Genomic DNA, 20,824 nt, shown 5'->3' with positions numbered 1-20,824 from the left:
AAGATCATTCAATTACCACTAATTTGTGATTCTTTACATTTTCCTCAAGTCTTTGTTTATTAACTTTAAAAATGTAGCTAAACAATAGTACCCGCTGAATAAATCGTCACCCTCCTTTTTTCTACGCCCCCCCCCTTTGAAATAATTATTAATCAAAAGAGATTACAGTGCTTTTATCATCTCGGAAAAAGCCTAACAAACTGCTGTAACCCTTTATATATACAGTAAAAACTTTCGTGCGGGCGTAGCCAGGGGGTAGACGATCTTTGCACTAAAAGTAACCAGGCGCAGTGTGAAATTTCCTGCATAACAAATTATGACCAAGATCACACTATTTAGCACATAAAGCATTTCTTTAGAAGAATGCAGCAGCTGAGACGGGCTAAAATAAGAGAAAAAAGTCATTTAAAAAAAGCATCATATATTGATACAGATCAGTAGATAACTCTGCTTACAGGCGCTTTAAAATATGAACTTTAATGGGAACAAAAAGGAGAAATTAAAAAATAGAATAACTAAACAACAATATTTAGCGCATAAAAAAAGCGAAGGTTATTAACCTTCGCTCTACTTGTTTATAAAACTGTTTTTAAGCGGTTTCTATAAACCGGCTTTAGCAAATGCCTGAGCAACAATCTCTTGTGCTTCTTTCTGTATTTCAGCAATATGCTCTGCACCGATAAATGATTCAGAGTAAATTTTGTAGATATTCTCTGTACCAGACGGACGAGCAGCAAACCAGCCGTTTTCAGTTGTCACTTTCAAACCGCCGATAGCAGCACCGTTGCCCGATGCATGAGTCAGTTTTGCTGTGATTCTTTCTCCGGCTAATGTTTCAGCTTCAACCATTTCCGGGCTTAAGTTTGCCAGTACCGCTTTCTGTTCCGGTGTTGCCGGTGCATCAAAACGCTGATAAATAGGAGAACCGAATTTTTCAGTAAATTCAGCGTAATGTTCACCTGGATCTTTACCTGTTACAGCAATAATTTCAGCTGCCAGCAGCGCTAAAATAATACCGTCTTTATCTGTGCTCCATACTGTTCCGTCTTTACGCAGGAATGATGCTCCGGCACTTTCTTCTCCGCCGAAACCAAATTTACCTTCATAAAGGCCGTCAACAAACCATTTAAAACCAACCGGTACTTCTGACATTTCACGCTCAAGCTCAACCACAACACGGTCGATCATTGAACTTGAAACCAGAGTTTTGCCGACAATTGCATTTTCAGGCCAGTCTGTTCTGTGCTTAAACAGGTAGTTAATTGCCACAGCCAGGTAATGGTTAGGGTTTAACAGACCAGAGCTTTTAGTCACAATACCATGACGGTCGTAATCAGGATCGTTGGCAATGGCAACATCAAACTTGTCTTTAAGTTCGATTAAACTCGCCATTGCATAAGGAGAAGAACAATCCATACGGATTTTCCCGTCTTTATCCAGGGTCATAAAAGAGAAAGTAGGATCAACACGGTCATTAACCACTTCAATATCTAAACCATAGGTCTTAGCAATCACTGGCCAGTACGCCACACCTGAACCGCCTAATGTATCAACACCAATTTTGATACCCGCTTCTGCAATTGCTTCTACATTAAGTACGTTTTTAAGATCATTAACATAAGGCTGGACGTAGTCATACTCTTCAACAAACTCAGACTCCATTGCTTCAGAGAAGTCCCACTGCTTAATATCATCAAACTGGTCATCTAAAATCTGATTCGCACGATCCTGGATAATTTTAGTTACATCGCTGTCTGCCGGACCGCCGTTTGGCGGGTTGTATTTAAAGCCGCCGTCTTCCGGTGGATTATGTGAAGGAGTGATCACAATACCGTCAGCTAAATTATCAGGGTTTTCATTGTTGTACTGCAGAATAGCATGAGAAATAACCGGAGTAGGTGTATAACCGCCGCCTGCCTGCACAATCACTTTAATGCCGTTAGCAACAAGCACCTGCACTGCAGAAGCAAAAGCCGGCTCAGACAAAGCATGTGTATCTTTACCGATAAACATCGGTCCTGTATATCCCTGCTCAATACGATATTCAGCTAATGCCTGGCTGATTGCTAAGATATGCAGCTCAGTAAAAGCGTTCTTAAATGAACAGCCTCGATGCCCTGAAGTACCGAATGCTACCTGTTCACTTGCAATGCTCACATCGGGAATATTGATATAATAAGCTGATACCAGCTTTGGAATATCTACTAAATCACTTGCTTGTGCAGTTTTACCCGCGCGTGGATGAATTGCCATAATTGTTACTACCTCAAAAATATAAATAAAAATGTTTCTATAAATATGCTTACTAGATAATCATGTAACTTGTTAAAAATGTTATATATTAAATTTCTTCTTTTATACGTTCAATGAGATGATGCGGGTATCCCATACAAGCCATCATCTGGGTTAAAATAATGCGTTTTCTGCCGGTGTTGGCATTTGTAATCACCCAAAACGGGGTATTAGGAATTGCACGAGGTTTGCTGGCTTTAAATAAAGCAAGCTCTTCCTGGTTGTCTGATGCTAATAATGCAGATAAATTTTGTCCTAAATAATCACGGGTACGCCCTTTGGTTTTTTCAGCGGCCTCTACAAAACGGTCTTTATTTTCGTAATACATCGCTGTCAGCATCATCATAAACTTATTAGTCACGACGGATTCTAATTTAAAAACCTCACTATCAAATAAAACTTCCACACCATGTGCAAGCGGTTCACTTAACGAAGATGCAGAAGTGTGAGCTGCCGCAGGGGGATTAGCTTTAATCTCATTTTCAGGAACAGAAACAACAGGCTCAGACTTTTCTGCGCAGCCCTGCTGCAGTGTATTATTTTCATCAGCGGCCGGCAGAGAAAGTAATCGACGCAGTATTTGTGAAGGTGTTTCACCAAAAGCCTCTATATTAGTCAGAATATATTTATAAAGGTCGTCTTCTATTTCAATTTGTTTCATTCTTTCACCATTCGCTTTTTACATAACCATTGACGTTTAATAGGCACGCTAATAAGACAACCTGTCTGTGACATTACAATCACACTCTTTCGATAAGTCTCATTAACACTGTTCATATTGGGAAAATACTGTCAATGTAACAACTATGTTAAACTCAGCACAGATTATGCTTGAGTTCTGACATATGTAATTCGATAAATAGAGTACCTTAACACAGAGATTTTGATTGATTCAGAGTTCACCTGGTGAGTCAGCACAAGGCACTTTATTTTAGGAAGGCCTGATGCCTTTCAAATTAAAGTAACGCAGTGCTCACTTGCCAGGTGAGCTCCCTCTGGGCGGGTTTTAAATAGCCAACTACTGCGTTATTTGTTTTCGACATAGAACAACTATGTCTTCAAGCAAATGCCTTGTATTTGACAATTTAAAATCCCGCTGAATCGTTCAAAACTTTTATGTTAAGGTACTAAGTATTATATTTTCACTTAAAATCGAATCTTATGCTACTTAATTACCAACAAAAACAAACAGCTTTAAATGAAAGTGATCAAAAATGTGAGGTTGTTTTTATCATTCACGGATTATTCGGCAGTTTATCAAATCTAGCTCTATTAGCCAAAACCCTGAACAAGACCCACCACACGGTCAATGTCGACCTGCGTAACCACGGAAAGAGCCCCCATTGTGCCGGTATGTCCTATCAGGAAATGGCTGAAGATATTTTTGAGCTGGCAGATTTTCTTAATATTGAATCATTTTCAATTGTCGGGCATTCGATGGGCGGCAAGGTAGCCATGACTTGTGCTCTGCTGCATCCGCAGAGGATCAACAAGATTGTTATCGCAGATATCGCACCAGTTAATTATCCCGATAAGCACAGTGATGTTTTTGCGGGTCTGCAGCTTGTTGCCGAGCAGCATATAGAAAGCAGACAAGCAGCCGAAAAGCTCCTTAGTGAATATGTACAAACTCCGGAGATTCGCCAGTTTCTACTTAAATCATTACAAAAGAAGCAGGATGGTTACCAGCTGCAGTTTAATTTAACGGCCATGCGGGAAAATTATCCGTCAATAAGAGGCTGGCAGCCTTCGGAAAATATATTTAATAAAGAAATACTGTTTATTAAAGGTGCAAAATCTGATTATATTCTTCCAGAAAATCAGGCTGATATTTTACGCTATTTTCCTAAAGCAAAAGCAAAAGTAATTGATAATACAGGACATTGGCTGCACGCTGAAAAAGCAAAAACATTTAACCGCCTGGTCAGTCAGTTTTTTAATTAGCAGAGTTTTATAGCCAGGCGGCTTAAAAAGTCGAGTTTCAGCGCATTTTAACGACAAATACTTGTTAAACATTACTCTGAATCTGCATTTCAAGTTGTTTGGGGATATGCTATATTCCTCTTTTTTGAATGAAGCTGGTTTTTATGTTGCAAGAATATACTGAACAAATTGAAACAATCGGCCTGTATGGTTTTTATCTGCTGCTTTTTCTGCTGATAGGCCTCTCCATTCAAGATGTATTAAAACGCGGTAATGTGCCTAAATTCGGGCGTAATGTCGTATGGGCAGTCCTGTTTTTCGGCTGCATCGGTTTTATATCCAAAGCAGTTATCGAAATAGTCTGGATCAGCACAGAAACAATCTAGTGCATCTAACTACAAATTAAACAAATACTTTTAGGTAGAAGAATGGCAAAAGAATCATTTGATCGTATTACCCACGATCTTTTTGCTGATGAGGTACGTCCCGGCAGGCCTAAAAGCAATCCGCATTCTCGTCAAGTACAGCTTAAAATCAATAAGCAGAAACAGATACAGCGAGATAAGCAGAAAGGTTTAAAACGTATTGAATTAAAAGTCGACAGTCAGTTGTTTGAAATACTCAACAAGCTGTCAAAAGAACAAGATATCAGTCGCGGTGAGCTGATTAATCAGCTGCTTAACGCACAGTTAAATTAATTAATACAAGGTATACAAGTATGACAAGTGTAGGTATTTTTTTTGGTAGTGACACTGGCAACACTGAAGCTGTTGCTAAAATGCTGCAGAAAGAACTTGGTAAAAATCTAGTTGAAGTAAAAGACATTGCTAAAAGCAGCAAAGAAGAGATTGCTGAATACAGCTTACTTTTATTCGGCATTCCTACCTGGTATTACGGTGAAGCACAGTGTGACTGGGATGATTTCTTCCCTGATTTAGAAGATATTGATTTTACCGATAAATTAGTTGCTATTTTCGGCTGCGGCGATCAGGAAGATTATGCAGAATACTTCCTTGATGCGATGGGCCAGCTTGGTGATATAGTAGAGAGTAAAGGTGCTGTCATTGTTGGTAACTGGTCAACTGAAGGTTACGAATTTGAAGCATCAAAAGCACTGGTAGACGACAACAACTTTATCGGCCTTGGTATCGATGAAGATCGTCAGCCGGAATTAACAGCATCACGCGTAAAAGCCTGGGCTGAACAGATTTACAATGAAATGTGCCTGGCAGAACTTGCCGACTGAACCACAGACAGTTAAACCGTAGGGAACCATCATGTCTTTAGAAAACGATGCATTAAAAGAAGCCGGATTAAAAATAACTTCACCGCGTGTTAAAATTTTACGTCTGCTTCAACTGTCAGAGAACCAGCATATCAGTGCTGAAGATCTTTATAAGAAATTGCTCGAGCAGGGAGATGAAGTTGGTGTTGCAACGGTTTATCGCGTATTAAACCAGTTTGATGATGCAGGTATTGTTACCCGTCATCACTTTGAAGGCGGCAAATCAGTATTTGAACTTGCTAATCAGGATCATCACGACCACCTGGTCTGCCTGAAATGCGGTGAAGTAATCGAATTTAATGATGAATTAATTGAAAAACAACAAAAACTGATTGCTGAAAAATATGGTATCAAACTTACTAACCACAGCCTTTACCTGTACGGTGAACCTGTTGACGGTATCTGTAAGCATAAATAGCTTTTATAGCCGCAGCGCAGTCTAAATAAAAAGCCCCGTTTACACTCAGTTGTAAACGGGGCTTTTTTTATGCTTAGAATTTAGAGCCAGCAGGAAAACACTCAACAATGCTCACCTGCTTGACATTAATCCATCGCTAATTTAAGTATCATCGCTTTACGGCGGCGGATCTGAATCAGGGCAATTCCCCATAACATCAGCAGAGCCGGAATATATAACCACTCTTTGGCCAGAGCGCCTTCTACGGGCATCTCCACCGCTAATATTTTCTGATCCCAGTCAAGGCCCATAGCAGCAGCCGGACTGTCAAAAGCAACATCATCAATAATCATGCTTCCGTCATTATCTATCAGGGTTAGTCCCATATTACTTAAACGTTCTTCACCTGATTCACCCTGTATCGGCAGGTGAACATAAAAGGTCACAGGCTCGCCGATATCACTTAAACCGCTAACCTGCATTTTCATATCACGTGTACTGTGCGTATGCTGAAGCTCGGAAACAAGGTTATAAGGTTCAATTTTCACGTAAGTCGGAGATATCTTTTCCATAAAATAAGCCGGACGGAACAGCGCAAATGCAATCAGCAGCATAACCATCACCTCCAGCCAGCTGCAGTCATCGAAAAAGTATTTCTGCGTCGCCGCGGTAAAAATAAGAATAGCCACGGTGGCGATAATAAATACCCCGATCCCCTGCATCCAGCTCACATCAATTAACAGCAGATCCGTATTGAAAATAAACAGGAAAGGTAAAATAGCGGTACGCAGACTGTAAAAGAATGCAATAACACTGGTTTTAATCGGCTTGCCGCCGGAAATAGCAGCAGCGGCAAAAGAGGCCAGCCCGACTGGAGGCGTTACATCAGCCATAATTCCGAAATAAAATACAAACAGGTGCACCGCAATTAACGGTACAATCAGACCGTTCTGCTGCCCTACTTCCACAATAACCGAGGCTAGCAGCGATGAAACAACAATATAGTTTGCGGTAGTCGGCAGTCCCATACCTAAAATCAGGCTTAACATACCAACAAAAATCAGCATTAATAAAATATTACCGCCTGAAATTATCTCAACAATATCGGCCAGAGGCGCACCAACATTAGTTAATGCAACCACACCAACTATAATACCAGCTGTAGCAGTGGCAATACCGATGCTGACCATATTCTTAGCACCGATCTCCAAACCTTCAAAGAGATCATTAACCCCTGCTTTCAGCTGTGCGGCTAAATTACGATCACCTCGAAAATAAGCAAACAGGGCTTTCTGAGTCAGTAGAATAATAACCAATACCGTTGTTCCCCAGAAGGCAGATGTCCCTGGAGAAAGGCGCTCAATCATTAAACACCAGATTAAAACAACCACAGGTAATAAAAAATGCAGACCTGAATTCACCGTTTCTTTTACCGGCGGCAGATGAACGATCGGCTCGTTAGCATCTTCCAGTTCAAGCTCTGGAAACTTGGCACACCAGTAAGCAATAGCGATATATGCCAGTGTAATTAAGAATGCAATCACATAAAGCGACGCTTCTCCGGCAAAGGATTTAATCCAGCCTAGGCCGTAATAAACAAGCAGTGACAGCAGGCAGAAGGAGAAAACAATCAATGCGCTGTTGCGTAAACGAATCAGCAGAGCCGGCGGCTGTTTAGCTCTTTCTAAACCGTGCATACCGGCTTTCATAGCTTCTAAATGAACAATATAAACCAGTGCGATATAGGAAATAAGTGCCGGTATTATTGCGTGTTTAACCACTTCAAAATAAGTAATACCGACATATTCAACCATTAAGAAAGCGGCCGCGCCCATTACCGGCGGCATGATCTGCCCGTTAACTGAAGAGGCAACTTCAACTGCACCGGCTTTTTCAGAGGTAAAACCGACTTTTTTCATCATCGGAATAGTAAAGGTGCCGGTTGTAACAACATTTGCAATTGATGAACCGGAAATTAAACCTGTCAGCCCCGATGCAATAACAGCGGCTTTAGCCGGACCGCCTCGTAAATGTCCAAGTAAAGAAAAGGCGGTTTTAATAAAGTAATTACCAGCACCGGCTTTATCTAAAAGCGCCCCGAACAGTACAAATAAAAATACAAACTTGGTGGATACGCCAAGTGCAATACCAAAGACCCCTTCAGTGGTGATCCACTGCTGGTTAACTATGGTGGTTATCTTATTGGCATTATGGGCAAGCAGCTGCGGTAAATTCGGGCCCATAAAGTTAAACGACAAGAAAATCAGTGCAATGACAGCTAATGGAGCGCCGAGACTTCTTCGTGTGGCTTCCAGCAGTATTAAGATACCAGCTACACCGGCAAAAATATCCATCTTACTAGGAATACCAACCCGCTGTACAATGCCGTCATAAAAAATAAAATAATATGCGCCTAAAAATCCCCCTAACAAAGCTAAAATCCAGTCTCCGATCGGGACAATAGCTTTGTTAGAGTTTTTAAACGCAGGATAAGATAAAAATGCCAGAAACAGTGCAAAAGCTAAATGAATAGATCGTGCTTTGGTATCATCAAATACAACTGTCAGGTTTAATCCGAGGTCATTAATAAACTGCTGGAAAATAAAAGGCACAGGAGAAGAGAAATAAAGCTGGAATAAAGACCAGGCAATCGCAGTCACTGTGATTAACTTTTTAACTCCGCCGACTACATGACGCCCGCCGGTTTCTGTTTGTTCAACGAGCTCCTGAAGCTCATTTTCATCCATTATATGTATTGTTTCGCGCATAAAAACTTCTATATTTACTGAAAAGACAAAAGGCAGTGAATCATCAGCTGCCTTTGCTATTACTATGCCCGAACCAGGTCAGGCAGATAAATTTGAGGAAGAATTACATCCAGCCGCGTTCTTTGTAATATTTAACGGCACCGTCATGCAGAGGCGCAGATAATGCGTTGCTGATCATATCTTTCTCACTTAAGTGAGCAAATGCAGGGTGTAATTTTTTGAAACGTTTGAAATTATCAAATACCGCTTTAACAACCTGATAAACAGTTTCATCATCTGTGTTAGTTGAGCTGACAAATGTCGCGGCTACACCAAAAGTCTTAACATCCTGATCTGTACCTTTGTACATGCCACCCGGAATAACTGCCGGAGCATAGAAAGGGAAATCAGCAATCAGTTTATCAACTTCAGGGCCGGTAACCGGAGCAATTTTAGAGGCACAGGATACACTTGCTTCTTTAATCGCACCAGACGGATGACCAGCTGTATAAGTAATCGCATCTAAGTTGTTATCACATAAGGCAGCTGACATTTCAGCGGCTTTTAGTTCTGATTTAAGGCTGAAGTCTTTCATTGCTAACTTCTTGGCGGCCATTACAACTTCCATTGTACCGCGTGTACCTGAACCGGGATTACCAACATTGACACGTTTATTTTTTAAATCATCAAAACTGTTAATGCCGGCATCAGCACGTACAACTAAAGTGAACGGTTCAGGGTGAACTGAGAATAACGCACGCAGTTCTTTATTACCTTTACCTTCAAATTTGCTGGTACCGTTATAGGCGTGGAACTGCCAGTCAGACTGGGCAACGCCCATATCCTGCTCGCCTGCACCGATTGCATTGATATTAGCAACAGAGCCGCCTGTAGAAGGTGCATTACATTTGATATTGTGATCTTTAATGCCGCGGTTAACCAGTTTACAAATAGACTGACCGACAACGTAATACACGCCTGTTTGTCCGCCTGTACCGATTGTCACAAATTTTTGCTCTGCAGCAGCTGCTATCGTAGTCGATAAAACTAATGCGCCCAGGAGTGAGCTTTTAAAGATCTTATTCATCATTATTCCCTTTTATAAACAAACCACTTGTACAACGTGGATCCCTACATTTTTAGTTGACGATATGTGTATATGGTCAAAAGTAATCGCGCAGTATGGCGATTTTATCGGCTCTAGGCAAGTTTCTTTGCTTGAAACTGGGATCGAGGCAGTTCAATTATGGCGAAATAATCACCTGCATAATGCAGGTGATTAATAATTTTCAGAGGAGAATTTACTTCATTAATCCGGCTTCTTTATAATAACGAACCGCGCCGGGATGCAGGGGAGCGGTTAAGGAGTCACTAACCATACCGTTTTTATTTAAGTCCTGGAAAGCCGGGTGAAGCTGTACAAACAGGCCATGATTTTCAAATACAGCTTTGACTAGATTATAAGCGGCCTCTTCAGGCAGCAGTGTCGTAGTTACAATAGTCGCCCCTACACCAAAAGTAGTAGTATCCTGGTCACTGCCCCGGTACATTCCTCCAGGAATGACCGCATTACGATAATAGCTCCTGGTATTTATCAAAGAGGAAATTTTATCCCCGGAGACATTAACCAGTTTAGTTTGACAGGCACCCGAAGCTTCTTTAATAGAACTGTTAGGATGGCCGACAACATAAATTATCGCATCGACTTTATCATCACACAAAGCTTTAGCCTGCTCGCTGGGGTTGAGCTCGGAAACAGCTGCAAAATCCTGCAGTTTCCAGCCGTAAAGATCCAGCAGCATATCCATTGTCGCCCGCTGCCCGGAACGCGGTGAGCCGATATTGATACGTTTCCCTAATAAATCTTCAAAATGATTAACATTTGCATCAGCCCGGGCTAATACAGTAAAAGGCTCTGCATGTACTGAAAACAGTGAACGTAATGTAAAAAACTTGCCCTGCTCTGCGTATCTGCTGGTGCCGCTGTAAGCATGATACTGCCAGTCAGACTGAACAACCCCGAGATCCAGTTCTCCCGAGCGGATCCCTGCTAAGTTATAAATAGAGCCCGGAGTACTTTTAATTTCACAGTGAATTTTTTCACTGTCTTTTATTTCATTAATTAGATGACAGACTGCCCCGCCGGTCGGATAATAAACACCGGTTATGCTGCCGGTACCGATAGTCACATATTGTGTCTCAGCCAGCGCATAAGGTAAGGAGAAAAAAAACAGAAAACAGCTTAAACTTACTGTTTTAAATAACTTTCTCGGCAGCTGCATGTTCACATGTTCCTTCATATGTAAGGCCTCCGGTGATAATCACAATTTAGCGGATTTTGCGCAGCAGTACTTTTGAATTGCGCTTAAGGTTGTACATCTCTTTTTTAGCTGTCGGTAAATCATTAATATCAACAAAGTCAAAGCCGCGCTCTCTAAACCAGTGAATACTCTGCGTGGTTAATACAAACACCGCATCTAAACCAAGCTCTCTGGCTTTACGCTCGACATGCTCGACTAAATTGTCAGCTCTTGCACTGCGCCGATACTTAGGATGACTGACTAAACATGCCAGTTCGCCCATTTTTTCATCTTTAAAAGGATATAATGCGGCACAGCCTATGACCATACCGTCACGCTCAACAATCTGAAAATGCTCAATCTCATTTTCTAAAAGTTCGCGCGAACGTTTAACTAAGATGCCCTGTTTTTCAAGCGGTTCAATAAGCTCTAACAAACCGCCGATATCATCAATAGTTGCAGTTCGAATGCGTTCATAACTCTCTTTCACAATCTGCGAACCAACGCCGTCACGGGTAAACAGCTCTTTAAGCAGCGCACCTTCCTGGTAATAACTAATCAAATGACTGCGGGTAACATCAGCTTTACAGGCGGCAACGGCAGCACGTAAAAAGCGTAGTGTTCCGGATGCTTCTCCGTCCTCTGCTTCCAGCTGATCGATATGATACTGTGCCTGCTCCGGTAAAAGCTCAGAAATCACCCGCCCCTGAGCATCTAATACCCCGGTATTAGAGCAGAAACCAATCAATTTATCGGCATTTAAACCAATAGCGACCTGCGTCGCCACCTCTTCGGCTAACAGGTTAAATACTTCTCCAGTCACTGAAAAACCAAGTGGAGAAATAACCGGAATTGCCCCTGACTCTAACTGAGCTTTAATACCGTCAACATCGATCTTTCTGACCTTGCCCGCATGACAGTAATCAACGCCGTCTTTAACACCGATCGGCTGCGCTGTAACCACGTTGCTGATAACAGTGCGTATACTGGCTCCCTGCATCGGAGAATTTGCTAAGCCCATCGACAGACGAGCTTGTAATTCAATCTGCACCGCACCGACCGCCTGTTTAATCAGCATTAGGCTCTGATCATCTGTGATACGCAGATCATGGTGAAACTGACTGCTGTGACCATGCCTATCCAGTTGTTTCTGGATCTGCGGACGTACGCCGTGCACCAGAACAAGCTTAACGCCCAAACTGTTCAGAAGCGCAATATCGTTAATAATATGCTGGAAATTATCGGTTTCTAATGCCTCACCGCCGACCATTAATACAAAGGTCTTATGGCGGTGAGCATTGATATAAGGTGCCGAACTGCGGAACCAGTTAACTAACTGCGTAGAATCTTTAACAACTTGCATTTATTTTCCTGTATCAGACATACCCCTTTGTTTTACTTTATCAATAAGTTGTCACTTATCCAACCAAAATTACCACAGAGCGAGGCTGCACAATATATTCACTATAGAACCACTGCTCCTTGTCTCCCTCTATATGAATATCCAGTCCGCCGGTTAAAGAAGTATCAACAATACGCAGCCATTTACCGCTTGGTGATTTAGGCAGGTTAAAAGTCAAAGGTTTCCAGAAAGCATTAAAAACTACATAGGTCACACCCGGTGAATGCGGGTGACGGCTTTCCATGGCAATCGCATGAGAAGCATCACTCCAGTCAGGCTGGTTAACGTTAAGACCATGCCAGCGCAGTTCAGATTTCTGAACAATATCATGCAGAGAATAACGATAAACTGTATTACTATCTTTCGCCTTAAGGGTCCGCTGCTCAATTAACGCCTTAGTAAAACGGAACAGATCCTGGTTTTTTTTAACTTTCTGCCAGTCAAACCAGAACTCCGGATTATCCTGACAGTAACCATTATTATTACCTTTCTGCGAATGCCCGACTTCATCTCCCATTAAAATCATCGGCGTACCTAATGACATCAGGGTGATTGCGAGCATATTTTTCATCTGCTGCAGACGTAAGCGCGTTATCTCAGGGTCATCGGTCGGTCCTTCAATTCCATGATTCCAGCTGAAATTATGATCGCAACCGTCACGGTTATCTTCTCCATTCGCCAGATTGTGTTTATTGTTGTAGCTGACTAAGTCATTAAGGGTAAAACCGTCATGGCAGGTAATAAAATTAACCGACTTTTCAGGCTCATAATTATGTGCACCATAAATATCCGGGCTGCCGATCAGGCGGGAAACAAACTTACTGACCATGCCTTTATCACCGCGTACAAAGCGTCTGACATCATCACGAAAATGACCGTTCCACTCCCGCCAGCGCTGTCCGGCTAAACTGCCCACCTGATACAAGCCGCCGGCATCCCACGCTTCCGCAATCAGTTTAACCGGCGAAAGAGTAGGATCCGTATCGATACTCCATAATGTCGGCGGACTGATCATAGGTTTACCCAGCTCATCGCGGGATAAGATTGATGCTAAATCGAAACGGAAACCGTCAACATGCATCTTTTCCACCCAGAAGTGCAGGCTGTCAATAATCATACGCCTGACCACTGAATGTGTTCCATTAAGCGTATTACCGCAGCCGCTGAAATTCATATAGTGCTGTTTATCTTCCGATAAAATATAATAAACACTGCTGTCAAAACCTCGATGTGAAAAGCTCGGCCCTCCCTCTCCGCCTTCTGCGGTATGGTTGTAAACCACATCTAGAATCACTTCAATGTCGGCTTTATGCAGAGCTTTGACCATATCGCGAAATTCATTCACCGGGCCGAGTACCGATTTATCCGAACTGTATTCGCGATGCGCAGAGAAAAATGACAACGGACTGTAGCCCCAGTAATTAACCAGTCCGGCATGATGTTCACTGGGATCAAACTGATGCACCGGCATTAACTCAACCGCAGTAACACCAAGTTCTTTCAGGTAAGGTATTTTTTCTATCAGCCCGGCATAGGTGCCGCGTTTATTTTTGGCAAGGCCGGAACTCTTATGACGGGTAAAACCACCGACATGCATTTCGTAGATTACACTGCTTGCAAAAGAATGACGCGGATGTAGATCGTCTTCCCAGTCATAATCATCAATATCAACAACGACACTTTTTAAACACTTAGCAACATTTGAGCCCTTTCCAATAGCGGCGCTGCGGGAAAAGTTATCACCACGTTCAACTAATAAACCATAGGGATCCAGTAAAACTTTCTCGGGCGAAAATTTTGAGCCTAAATGCGGACGGTACGGGCCGTTCACGCGAAAACCGTAGAGCTGACCAGGTTTTACATCACTAATAAAAATATGCCAGTAATATGCAGTACGGTTATCAACATCTGAAAGCTTAAAAGTATAACTGGGTTTCAAGGCATCTTTATGGTCAAAAAAGAGAAGCTCAATTGATTCGGCAAGACGGGCATACATACAAAAATTTGCCCCCTGAGCAGTATAAGTTACACCTAATTTATCAGGACTTCCGTGTGAAGTAGAAAACATAATTTACTCCGAATATTCATGATAATCTGGCCCTGCTCATACAACAGAGCCGTTAATATATAATTTACCAGGCCCTGCAGCTAATATTGAACATAAAGTCAAACCTGAAAATATAACAATACAATCTGCAGATACAGTTATAAGCCTATTACTTATTAATAAATTTGCCCGGATATAGGCGCATCAAATTAAAATTAGCGGCTAATACAGTTAACATTTTTTAAATAATCATTTAAATGAGGGACAACATGAAACTTAGCGACACAATTAAAATCATTCCTTTATTACTGTGCAGTCTGTTTGCCCAGTCAAAAGTAATGCAGATTGAGCCCAGCGCGCTGCTTGAACAGATAAAAAAACAGCAGGCGCCTATTCTTCTTGATGTGCGTACAGCACGTGAGTTTACACAGGGTCATATCCAGGGAGCAGTAAATATTCCCTATGATCAGCTGCTTAATCAAATGCAGAAAATAAAGGATTATAAGGAGCAGGAAATAGTGATTTACTGCCGCTCTGGAAGACGGGCACAGGTCGCTGCAGATATTTTAAAAAATAAAGGCTTTAAACATCTTAGTGATTTAGACGGTCATATGCTGCTGTGGCAGGAACTAAACTACCCGCTGATCAGCACTCCCCAGTAACGACCTTTATACTTGTTTGTCCGGACAGAAAAGCTACTTTACGTTTTTCTGTCCGAAGTGAATACAGGTAAAGACAGGTGCCAGTGCATCGCAGAAAGACGCAGTGATAAAGTACCCAGTATCGCTATACTCATCGCTGTAATGGTATCTGCCTGCAGATAGTCGCAGACTACATATAAAACCGCTCCTAAAATTGAAGCCGTAGCATAAATTTCTTTCTGCAGTACAAAAGGGATCTGGCCGCCTAATATATCTCGGATCATACCGCCGACAACGCCGGTAATGCAGCCCATAACAATCACAACCGGCCAGCTGAAACCAAGACCCAGGGCTTTTTCTGCCCCGACAACAGTGAAAACAGCCAGACCGAATGCATCAAAAACCGGTAATAAAAAAGGGGGAAAACGATGAATTCGATGCTGCCATAAAACCGCCAGCAGTGCGGTAATTAAAATGACATAAATATAGTTATTATCAATAATCCAGAAAACCGGCGTAGCGCCCATCAGCATATCGCGAACGCTGCCGCCTCCGATAGCCGTCACCCCGGCAAGTACCAGAATACCAAAAGGGTCCATACGTAAGCGAGTGGCCACTAACACACCAGATACCGCACATGAAACGGTGCCGATCATATCGGAAATATAGATAAATTTATTCAGCATTAATATTCACCAGCTCGCTACATTAAAGAAGAGATAATGCAACAGAGTGCCGGAAATACGGATTATCTTCAAGCCGCCCGGGCAGCCTCTGCCGGGCGGATCATTATTGTGAAACAAAATCTGCTGTTTTCTGTGCTTTTCTACGACTTTTCAGCTCCGCAAACCAGACAGCTGCTGTGTTTATTTAGGCTCCGCTTAGCTGTGCAGCCTCCTTAACAGTTCTTCGCCTTCTCAACGCACGAAACCAGACGGCAGTTGTGTTTATTCAGGCTCCGCTTAGCTGTTCAGCCCTTTTAGCGGCTCTTCGCCTTCGGAGCGCACGAAACCAGACGTTTGTATTTATTTAGGCGCTGCTTAGCTGTTCACCCCTTTTAGCGGCTCTTCGCCTTCTCAACGCACGAAGCCAGATGCTTGTATTTATTTAGGCGCTGCTTAGCTGTTCAGCCCTTTTAGCGGCTCTTCGCCTTCGGAGCGCACGAAATCAGATGCTTGTATTTATTTAGGCGCTGCTTAGCTGTGCAGCCTTGTTAACAGTTCTTCGCCTTCTCAACGCACGAAACCAGACGTTTGTATTTATTTAGGCGCTGCTTAGCTGTTCAGCCCTTTTAGCGGCTCTTCGCCTTCGGAGCGCACGAAACCAGACGTTTGTTCTTATTTAGGCGCTGCTTAGCTGTTCAGCCCTTTTAGCGGCTCTTTGCCTTCGGAGCGCACGAAACCAGACATTTGTATTTGCTCCGATCATTAACAGACAAGGTGTTAAAACCAGGGTCAGCAGGGTCGCAAATGCCAACCCGCCGGCAACGGCTGTGGCAAGCTGTGCCCACCACTGAGTCGACGGCGCACCAAACTCAACAGTGCGCGCAAAGAAATCCAGGTTAACTTTTAATACCATCGGCATTAACCCGAGAATGGTTGTTACTGTGGTCATTAATACCGGACGAATACGCTGCGCCCCGGTTCTTAATATCGCCTCTCTAGTATTCGAACCTTTTGCTTTTAATACATTATAAGTATCAATTAAAACGATATTGTTATTAACCACTATGCCGGCAAGGGTGATAACTCCAATACCGGACATCACAATACCAAAAGCACTCTGAGTTAAAAACAGTCCGATAAATACACCGGCAGTTGAAAAGATAACCGCGCTTAAAATCAGAAACGACTGATAAAAAGAGTTAAACTGCAGCAGTAGAATCAGTGCCATAACTGCCAGTGCCACCACAAATGCTTTTTCTAAAAAGGCGGCGGCCTCCTGTTCATCTTCATTCTGCCCTCTTATATTTAAGCTGACACGGGGATCTAAACCTAAGTCAGGAAACTCTTTTTTAAGCTCAGGTAAAATCTTACTTAAATTATAATCGGGCGCCAGATCCGCACTAACCGTCATAACAATACGCCCGTCTACCTTTTTAATGGCCGCCTTTTTCGGCGAAGCTGACAAGTCAACAAAATTACTTACCGGTACCTGCCCGGAGGCAGTTTGTAAACGCAGCTCAGCCAGTTTACTTAAACTGCGTTCACTTTCCGGATAACGGACTCGAATATCTAACTCATCATCAACATCATCGGGTCGATAAGTACCTAACATAAGTCCATTAGTTAAAAACTGCACGCTGCTGCCTAACAGGGTAGCATCGGCGCCGTAACGGGCGGCATCTGCACGGTTAATTTTAAACTGCCACTCCACCCCGGGTTTTTCTCCGTCGTCTTCAATATTGATAAAATAAGGTTTCTGCTGCAGAGCATGATGCAGCTTATCCGCAGCGGCCTGGAGCAGCTCCGGGTAGCGGGAACCAATTTCAATCTGCAGCGCTTTACCCGTCGGCGGACCGGCCTGATCTTTTTTCAGTTCAATTTCAACGCCGGGCATATTTTCGGTACGCGCCTGAATATCAGCAATAATCTGATCGGCACTACGTCTATCCTGCCAGTCTCGTAAATTAATACGCATGCTGCCGACAATCTCGCCGGAAGAGTCTCCCGTTTTTACATACAGGGTATCGATTTCATCGCTTAGCGGTAATATTTTCTGTTCAATGGAAGACATAATATCGTCCTGCTCATAAACAGAAAAATCACCGTAAGAACGCACTTTAACATTGATTCCAGGAGGCTCAACTTCAGGAAAAAACTCCACACCTAAATTAGACTTCTTAAACAGCATCACTCCGGAAACGGCAATAATAGAAGCCAGCAGCAGAACTAACCACGGACTTTTAAGTGCACCGTTAAGCGTTCTTACATATAAACCGCTAAAGCCGGTCAGAGTAAACAGGTCCCCCTTTTCAGCAGCCACTGCATTGTTTTTTTCTCTTTTACTCAGTACTCGAGCTTTACCGAAAACGCTGCCTAAAACAGGAATAAAAACCAGCGCCATCAGCAGTGATGCTGTTAAAGTTGCAATTAAGGTCAGCGGCAGATACTTCATAAACTCACCGGTAATGCCCGGCCAGAATAATAACGGCGCAAAGGCCGCCAGGGTCGTTGCCGTGGAGGCAATAATCGGCCACGCCATACGTTTAGCAGCATCTAAATACGCCTTATGCCGTTTTACGCCGGCACTCATTTCCCGGTCAGCAAACTCAGTCACCACAATGGCACCGTCAACTAACATACCGACAGCCATAATCAGTGCAAACAAAACCACAATATTTACCGTTATACCGAATACCCATAACACCAGAATCCCGGTGAGAAAGGATCCTGGAATTGCAATTCCAACCAAGGCGGCACTGCGCATACCTAAAATTGCAATAATCACAATCACCACTAACAGAACGGCACTTAATACATTGTTCTGCAGATCATTAAGCATGGTTTTTACATCTTTAGAGCTGTCTCCGGCATAACTGACCTGAATATTATTCGGCCAGAAGGTCTGATTTTCTGCGATCAGTGCTTTCACTTTATCCACAGTATGGATGATATTTTCACCCGGACGTTTGACCACCTCCAATGAGACCGTCGGCAGACCGTTTACCCGCACAAAACTAGATGGATCTTTGAAAGTACGGCGGATTTTTGCCACATCAGCAAAGGTAATCACTTTATCACCCGAGACTTTAATCGGCATAGACATCACATCTTTTACACTTGAAAATACCGAAGGTACCTTAATAGGAAAACGTCCTTTGCCGGTATCCATAGTCCCGGCGGCAACAAGACGGTTATTACGCGAAATAAGATTATAAATATCAGTCATATTGAGCTGATAACTTTCCATCAGCAGCGGATCAACTAAAATCTCCACCATATCTTCACGGTCGCCGCCGATATTGACCTCTAAAATTTCCGCCAAACCTTCAAGTTTATCCTGCATGCTTCGGGCCAGGGTAATCAAAGCGCGCTCCGGTGCACTGCCCGACAGCAGAATAGTAACAGCCGGATTTTCACTGGCCAGGGTGACCTGTTTAACAATCGGATCATCACTGTCCTGCGGCAGCTCGCCTTTAGCCTGGTTAACCTCTTCACGCACATCTATCAGTGCATTTTTTATATCAACATCAATATAAAATTCAATAACAACCGATGCATGCCCGGAGCTGGCTGTCGACTTCATCTCCTTGATACCTTCAAGACCGCGTAACTTCTGCTCCAGGGGACGAAGCAGCAGACGCTCGGCATCTTCGGGTGAAATACCTTCATGGCTGACGGAAACATAAATAACCGGAATAGGAACATCCGGATCCGCTTCTTTGGGAATATTGATATATGCGGCTAATCCTGCTGTTAATAAAAAAGCCAGCAGCATCAATACGGCACGCTTGCGCATTAATGATCCTTCAATAACCGTCCGCATAATTATCTCTCCGTTTCAGTATCCAGCATGAAATTGCGCACTTTTAATACAAGCCTTGCCATGATTATTTCTCCGCAGCTACTGCCTGTACAGGGTCACCGGGTTTTACAAACCCCTGTCCGAGCGTAATAATATCTACCTCACCTGCAAATCCAGATAACCAGGCGCCGTTATTATCAGCTTCAACAAGCTTTATCGCTTTAAATACCACGGTCCCCTGCTCAACTAACTTAACCCCTAGATTCCCCTCGCCGTCCATGGCTAATGCCGACGGTGAAATATAAATGGCTTCAACGGGATAAAGAGGGATTGACAGTTTTGCGCTGATACCGGAGAAAATTTTCAATTCCGGGTTGGCAAACTCAGCTTCAATACGGAAAGTGCTGCTTTTACTGTCCGCCATCGATGCAATGTAAGTTATTTTCCCGGAAATTACTTCACCGGACAGCAGTGTTGCCGAAATACTCTGCCCGAGTGTCAGCTGACTAACATAATGTTCGGTAGCATCACCGCGAATAACAATAGGGTCAATATTTTCCAGGCTGAATACAGAATCTCCAACCTGCAGGTAATCCCCTTTTTCAGCAAACTGCTCCTGCAGAATACCGGAAAACGGCGCTGTGACTTTTGTGCGCGCAAGTTTCAGCTGCAGCTGCTCTACATCAGTTCTGGCAGCCAGTAACAGACTCTTCATCTCCGCCAGGCGGGCTCGTCCCTGCAGACCTTTATCATTTAACGATTTAACCGCTTTATAATTTAATGAACGCTCATCTAATAATGCCTGCGCCTGCTCCAGACGGAACGGCAGTTCATTTTTTTCAATATTAAGCAAAGCCTGACCGCGTTTAACCCGAAGGCCTTTTTTAGTGGTAATCGCAACGATTTTACCCGCCACTTCGGCACGAATAACAGCACGGCTGTTAGCTTCACTTTTACCATACAAGGTTAAAGACTTGGTCATTTTTTCCGGTGTAAAACGGGTAGTCTGCACCTTAGGCAGGATCTGCTCTTTTATTGAATGTTGTTCCGCCTGCAGCGGCTCTGCCTCAGGAGAGGAAAGCATCCATAAGATAAGCAGCAGACTGATAATAATCGCCAGCCAATAGGGACGTAATAAAAAATAGTTGGAGATACGAGCAGGCATGAACAGACCTCAACAAATAATAAAATAATTAATATCTTATGTTATAGGAAAGTAAGTTTGATGCGAGTTAAAAGGATAATAACTGTTATTTGGACGGGATTTTTAAGAAAAAGAAGTTTGTGAAGCCCTTTATAATAACGAAAACTTCACAAAATTAA

At 43.0% G+C, this 20,824-nt stretch carries 16 protein-coding genes; 6 read left to right on the top strand and 10 right to left on the bottom strand.

What is annotated here, in order from left to right:
• Window positions 1-600 precede the first annotated feature (600 nt).
• Both pgm and G337_RS0110510 read right to left on the bottom strand, forming a co-directional pair.
• On the bottom strand, window positions 601-2,253 hold the full coding sequence (pgm, locus tag G337_RS0110515) for a phosphoglucomutase (alpha-D-glucose-1,6-bisphosphate-dependent) (RefSeq protein WP_028863854.1): 1,653 nt from the start codon (window positions 2,251-2,253) through the stop codon (window positions 601-603).
• An 88-nt stretch (window positions 2,254-2,341) separates the two neighbouring features.
• Complete coding sequence (locus G337_RS0110510; protein ID WP_028863853.1) at window positions 2,342-2,953, bottom strand: Negative modulator of initiation of replication; 612 nt, start codon at window positions 2,951-2,953, stop codon at window positions 2,342-2,344.
• Between the two features lie 500 nt (window positions 2,954-3,453).
• Between G337_RS0110510 and G337_RS0110505 the strand changes: the two genes are divergently transcribed.
• The 5 genes from G337_RS0110505 to fur all read left to right on the top strand — a co-directional run bounded on the left by G337_RS0110505 (window position 3,454) and on the right by fur (window position 5,918).
• On the top strand, window positions 3,454-4,236 hold the full coding sequence (locus G337_RS0110505) for an alpha/beta fold hydrolase (RefSeq protein WP_028863852.1): 783 nt from the start codon (window positions 3,454-3,456) through the stop codon (window positions 4,234-4,236).
• A gap of 143 nt (window positions 4,237-4,379) precedes the next feature.
• Window positions 4,380-4,601 (top strand): DUF2788 domain-containing protein, encoded by a 222-nt coding sequence (locus tag G337_RS0110500; RefSeq protein ID WP_028863851.1) that lies wholly within the window; start codon window positions 4,380-4,382, stop codon window positions 4,599-4,601.
• Between the two features lie 42 nt (window positions 4,602-4,643).
• Window positions 4,644-4,913: a LexA regulated protein gene (gene ybfE / locus G337_RS0110495; RefSeq protein ID WP_028863850.1), complete on the top strand. Its 270-nt coding sequence runs from the start codon at window positions 4,644-4,646 to the stop codon at window positions 4,911-4,913.
• A gap of 20 nt (window positions 4,914-4,933) precedes the next feature.
• Window positions 4,934-5,461 (top strand): flavodoxin FldA, encoded by a 528-nt coding sequence (gene fldA / locus G337_RS0110490; protein ID WP_019614672.1) that lies wholly within the window; start codon window positions 4,934-4,936, stop codon window positions 5,459-5,461.
• Window positions 5,462-5,492: 31 nt separating this feature from the next.
• Window positions 5,493-5,918, top strand: a complete 426-nt coding sequence (gene fur, locus G337_RS0110485) for a ferric iron uptake transcriptional regulator (protein WP_028863849.1) — start codon at window positions 5,493-5,495, stop codon at window positions 5,916-5,918.
• A 125-nt stretch (window positions 5,919-6,043) separates the two neighbouring features.
• Here fur and G337_RS0110480 read toward each other — a convergent pair whose 3' ends face one another.
• The 5 genes from G337_RS0110480 to glgX form a co-directional block, all read right to left on the bottom strand.
• Window positions 6,044-8,665, bottom strand: coding sequence for a TRAP transporter permease (locus G337_RS0110480; RefSeq protein ID WP_028863848.1), 2,622 nt, complete (start codon window positions 8,663-8,665; stop codon window positions 6,044-6,046).
• Window positions 8,666-8,768: 103 nt separating this feature from the next.
• Window positions 8,769-9,731, bottom strand: a complete 963-nt coding sequence (locus G337_RS0110475; RefSeq protein WP_028863847.1) for a TAXI family TRAP transporter solute-binding subunit — start codon at window positions 9,729-9,731, stop codon at window positions 8,769-8,771.
• Between the two features lie 214 nt (window positions 9,732-9,945).
• On the bottom strand, window positions 9,946-10,944 hold the full coding sequence (locus G337_RS0110470; protein ID WP_169719623.1) for a TAXI family TRAP transporter solute-binding subunit: 999 nt from the start codon (window positions 10,942-10,944) through the stop codon (window positions 9,946-9,948).
• Between the two features lie 28 nt (window positions 10,945-10,972).
• Window positions 10,973-12,307, bottom strand: coding sequence for an amino-acid N-acetyltransferase (argA, locus tag G337_RS0110465; RefSeq protein WP_028863845.1), 1,335 nt, complete (start codon window positions 12,305-12,307; stop codon window positions 10,973-10,975).
• A 55-nt stretch (window positions 12,308-12,362) separates the two neighbouring features.
• On the bottom strand, window positions 12,363-14,414 hold the full coding sequence (glgX, locus tag G337_RS0110460; RefSeq protein ID WP_028863844.1) for a glycogen debranching protein GlgX: 2,052 nt from the start codon (window positions 14,412-14,414) through the stop codon (window positions 12,363-12,365).
• 248 nt (window positions 14,415-14,662) lie between these two features.
• On the opposite strand from glgX, the gene G337_RS0110455 reads away from it, so the two are divergent.
• Complete coding sequence (locus tag G337_RS0110455) at window positions 14,663-15,055, top strand: rhodanese-like domain-containing protein (RefSeq protein WP_028863843.1); 393 nt, start codon at window positions 14,663-14,665, stop codon at window positions 15,053-15,055.
• Between the two features lie 38 nt (window positions 15,056-15,093).
• Here G337_RS0110455 and G337_RS0110450 read toward each other — a convergent pair whose 3' ends face one another.
• The 3 genes from G337_RS0110450 to G337_RS0110435 all read right to left on the bottom strand — a co-directional run bounded on the left by G337_RS0110450 (window position 15,094) and on the right by G337_RS0110435 (window position 20,666).
• Window positions 15,094-15,717, bottom strand: a complete 624-nt coding sequence (locus tag G337_RS0110450; protein ID WP_028863842.1) for a trimeric intracellular cation channel family protein — start codon at window positions 15,715-15,717, stop codon at window positions 15,094-15,096.
• A 658-nt stretch (window positions 15,718-16,375) separates the two neighbouring features.
• Window positions 16,376-19,522 (bottom strand): efflux RND transporter permease subunit, encoded by a 3,147-nt coding sequence (locus G337_RS0110440; protein ID WP_028863840.1) that lies wholly within the window; start codon window positions 19,520-19,522, stop codon window positions 16,376-16,378.
• 64 nt (window positions 19,523-19,586) lie between these two features.
• On the bottom strand, window positions 19,587-20,666 hold the full coding sequence (locus tag G337_RS0110435; RefSeq protein ID WP_028863839.1) for an efflux RND transporter periplasmic adaptor subunit: 1,080 nt from the start codon (window positions 20,664-20,666) through the stop codon (window positions 19,587-19,589).
• Window positions 20,667-20,824 lie beyond the last annotated feature (158 nt).

Origin of the sequence: Psychromonas aquimarina ATCC BAA-1526 (assembly GCF_000428725.1) — a bacterium.
In the GTDB taxonomy this organism is placed as follows: Bacteria; Pseudomonadota; Gammaproteobacteria; order Enterobacterales; family Psychromonadaceae; genus Psychromonas; species Psychromonas aquimarina.
This window is presented reverse-complemented; position numbering and strand designations above follow the sequence as displayed.

Coding starts and splice junctions, on each gene's coding strand:
- pgm (WP_028863854.1), bottom strand. CDS start 2,253: ATGGCAATTCATCCACGCGCGGGTAAAACTGCACAAGCAAGTGATTTA.
- G337_RS0110510 (WP_028863853.1), bottom strand. CDS start 2,953: ATGAAACAAATTGAAATAGAAGACGACCTTTATAAATATATTCTGACT.
- G337_RS0110505 (WP_028863852.1), top strand. CDS start 3,454: ATGCTACTTAATTACCAACAAAAACAAACAGCTTTAAATGAAAGTGAT.
- G337_RS0110500 (WP_028863851.1), top strand. CDS start 4,380: ATGTTGCAAGAATATACTGAACAAATTGAAACAATCGGCCTGTATGGT.
- ybfE (WP_028863850.1), top strand. CDS start 4,644: ATGGCAAAAGAATCATTTGATCGTATTACCCACGATCTTTTTGCTGAT.
- fldA (WP_019614672.1), top strand. CDS start 4,934: ATGACAAGTGTAGGTATTTTTTTTGGTAGTGACACTGGCAACACTGAA.
- fur (WP_028863849.1), top strand. CDS start 5,493: ATGTCTTTAGAAAACGATGCATTAAAAGAAGCCGGATTAAAAATAACT.
- G337_RS0110480 (WP_028863848.1), bottom strand. CDS start 8,665: ATGCGCGAAACAATACATATAATGGATGAAAATGAGCTTCAGGAGCTC.
- G337_RS0110475 (WP_028863847.1), bottom strand. CDS start 9,731: ATGAATAAGATCTTTAAAAGCTCACTCCTGGGCGCATTAGTTTTATCG.
- G337_RS0110470 (WP_169719623.1), bottom strand. CDS start 10,944: ATGAAGGAACATGTGAACATGCAGCTGCCGAGAAAGTTATTTAAAACA.
- argA (WP_028863845.1), bottom strand. CDS start 12,307: ATGCAAGTTGTTAAAGATTCTACGCAGTTAGTTAACTGGTTCCGCAGT.
- glgX (WP_028863844.1), bottom strand. CDS start 14,414: ATGTTTTCTACTTCACACGGAAGTCCTGATAAATTAGGTGTAACTTAT.
- G337_RS0110455 (WP_028863843.1), top strand. CDS start 14,663: ATGAAACTTAGCGACACAATTAAAATCATTCCTTTATTACTGTGCAGT.
- G337_RS0110440 (WP_028863840.1), bottom strand. CDS start 19,522: ATGCGGACGGTTATTGAAGGATCATTAATGCGCAAGCGTGCCGTATTG.
- G337_RS0110435 (WP_028863839.1), bottom strand. CDS start 20,666: ATGCCTGCTCGTATCTCCAACTATTTTTTATTACGTCCCTATTGGCTG.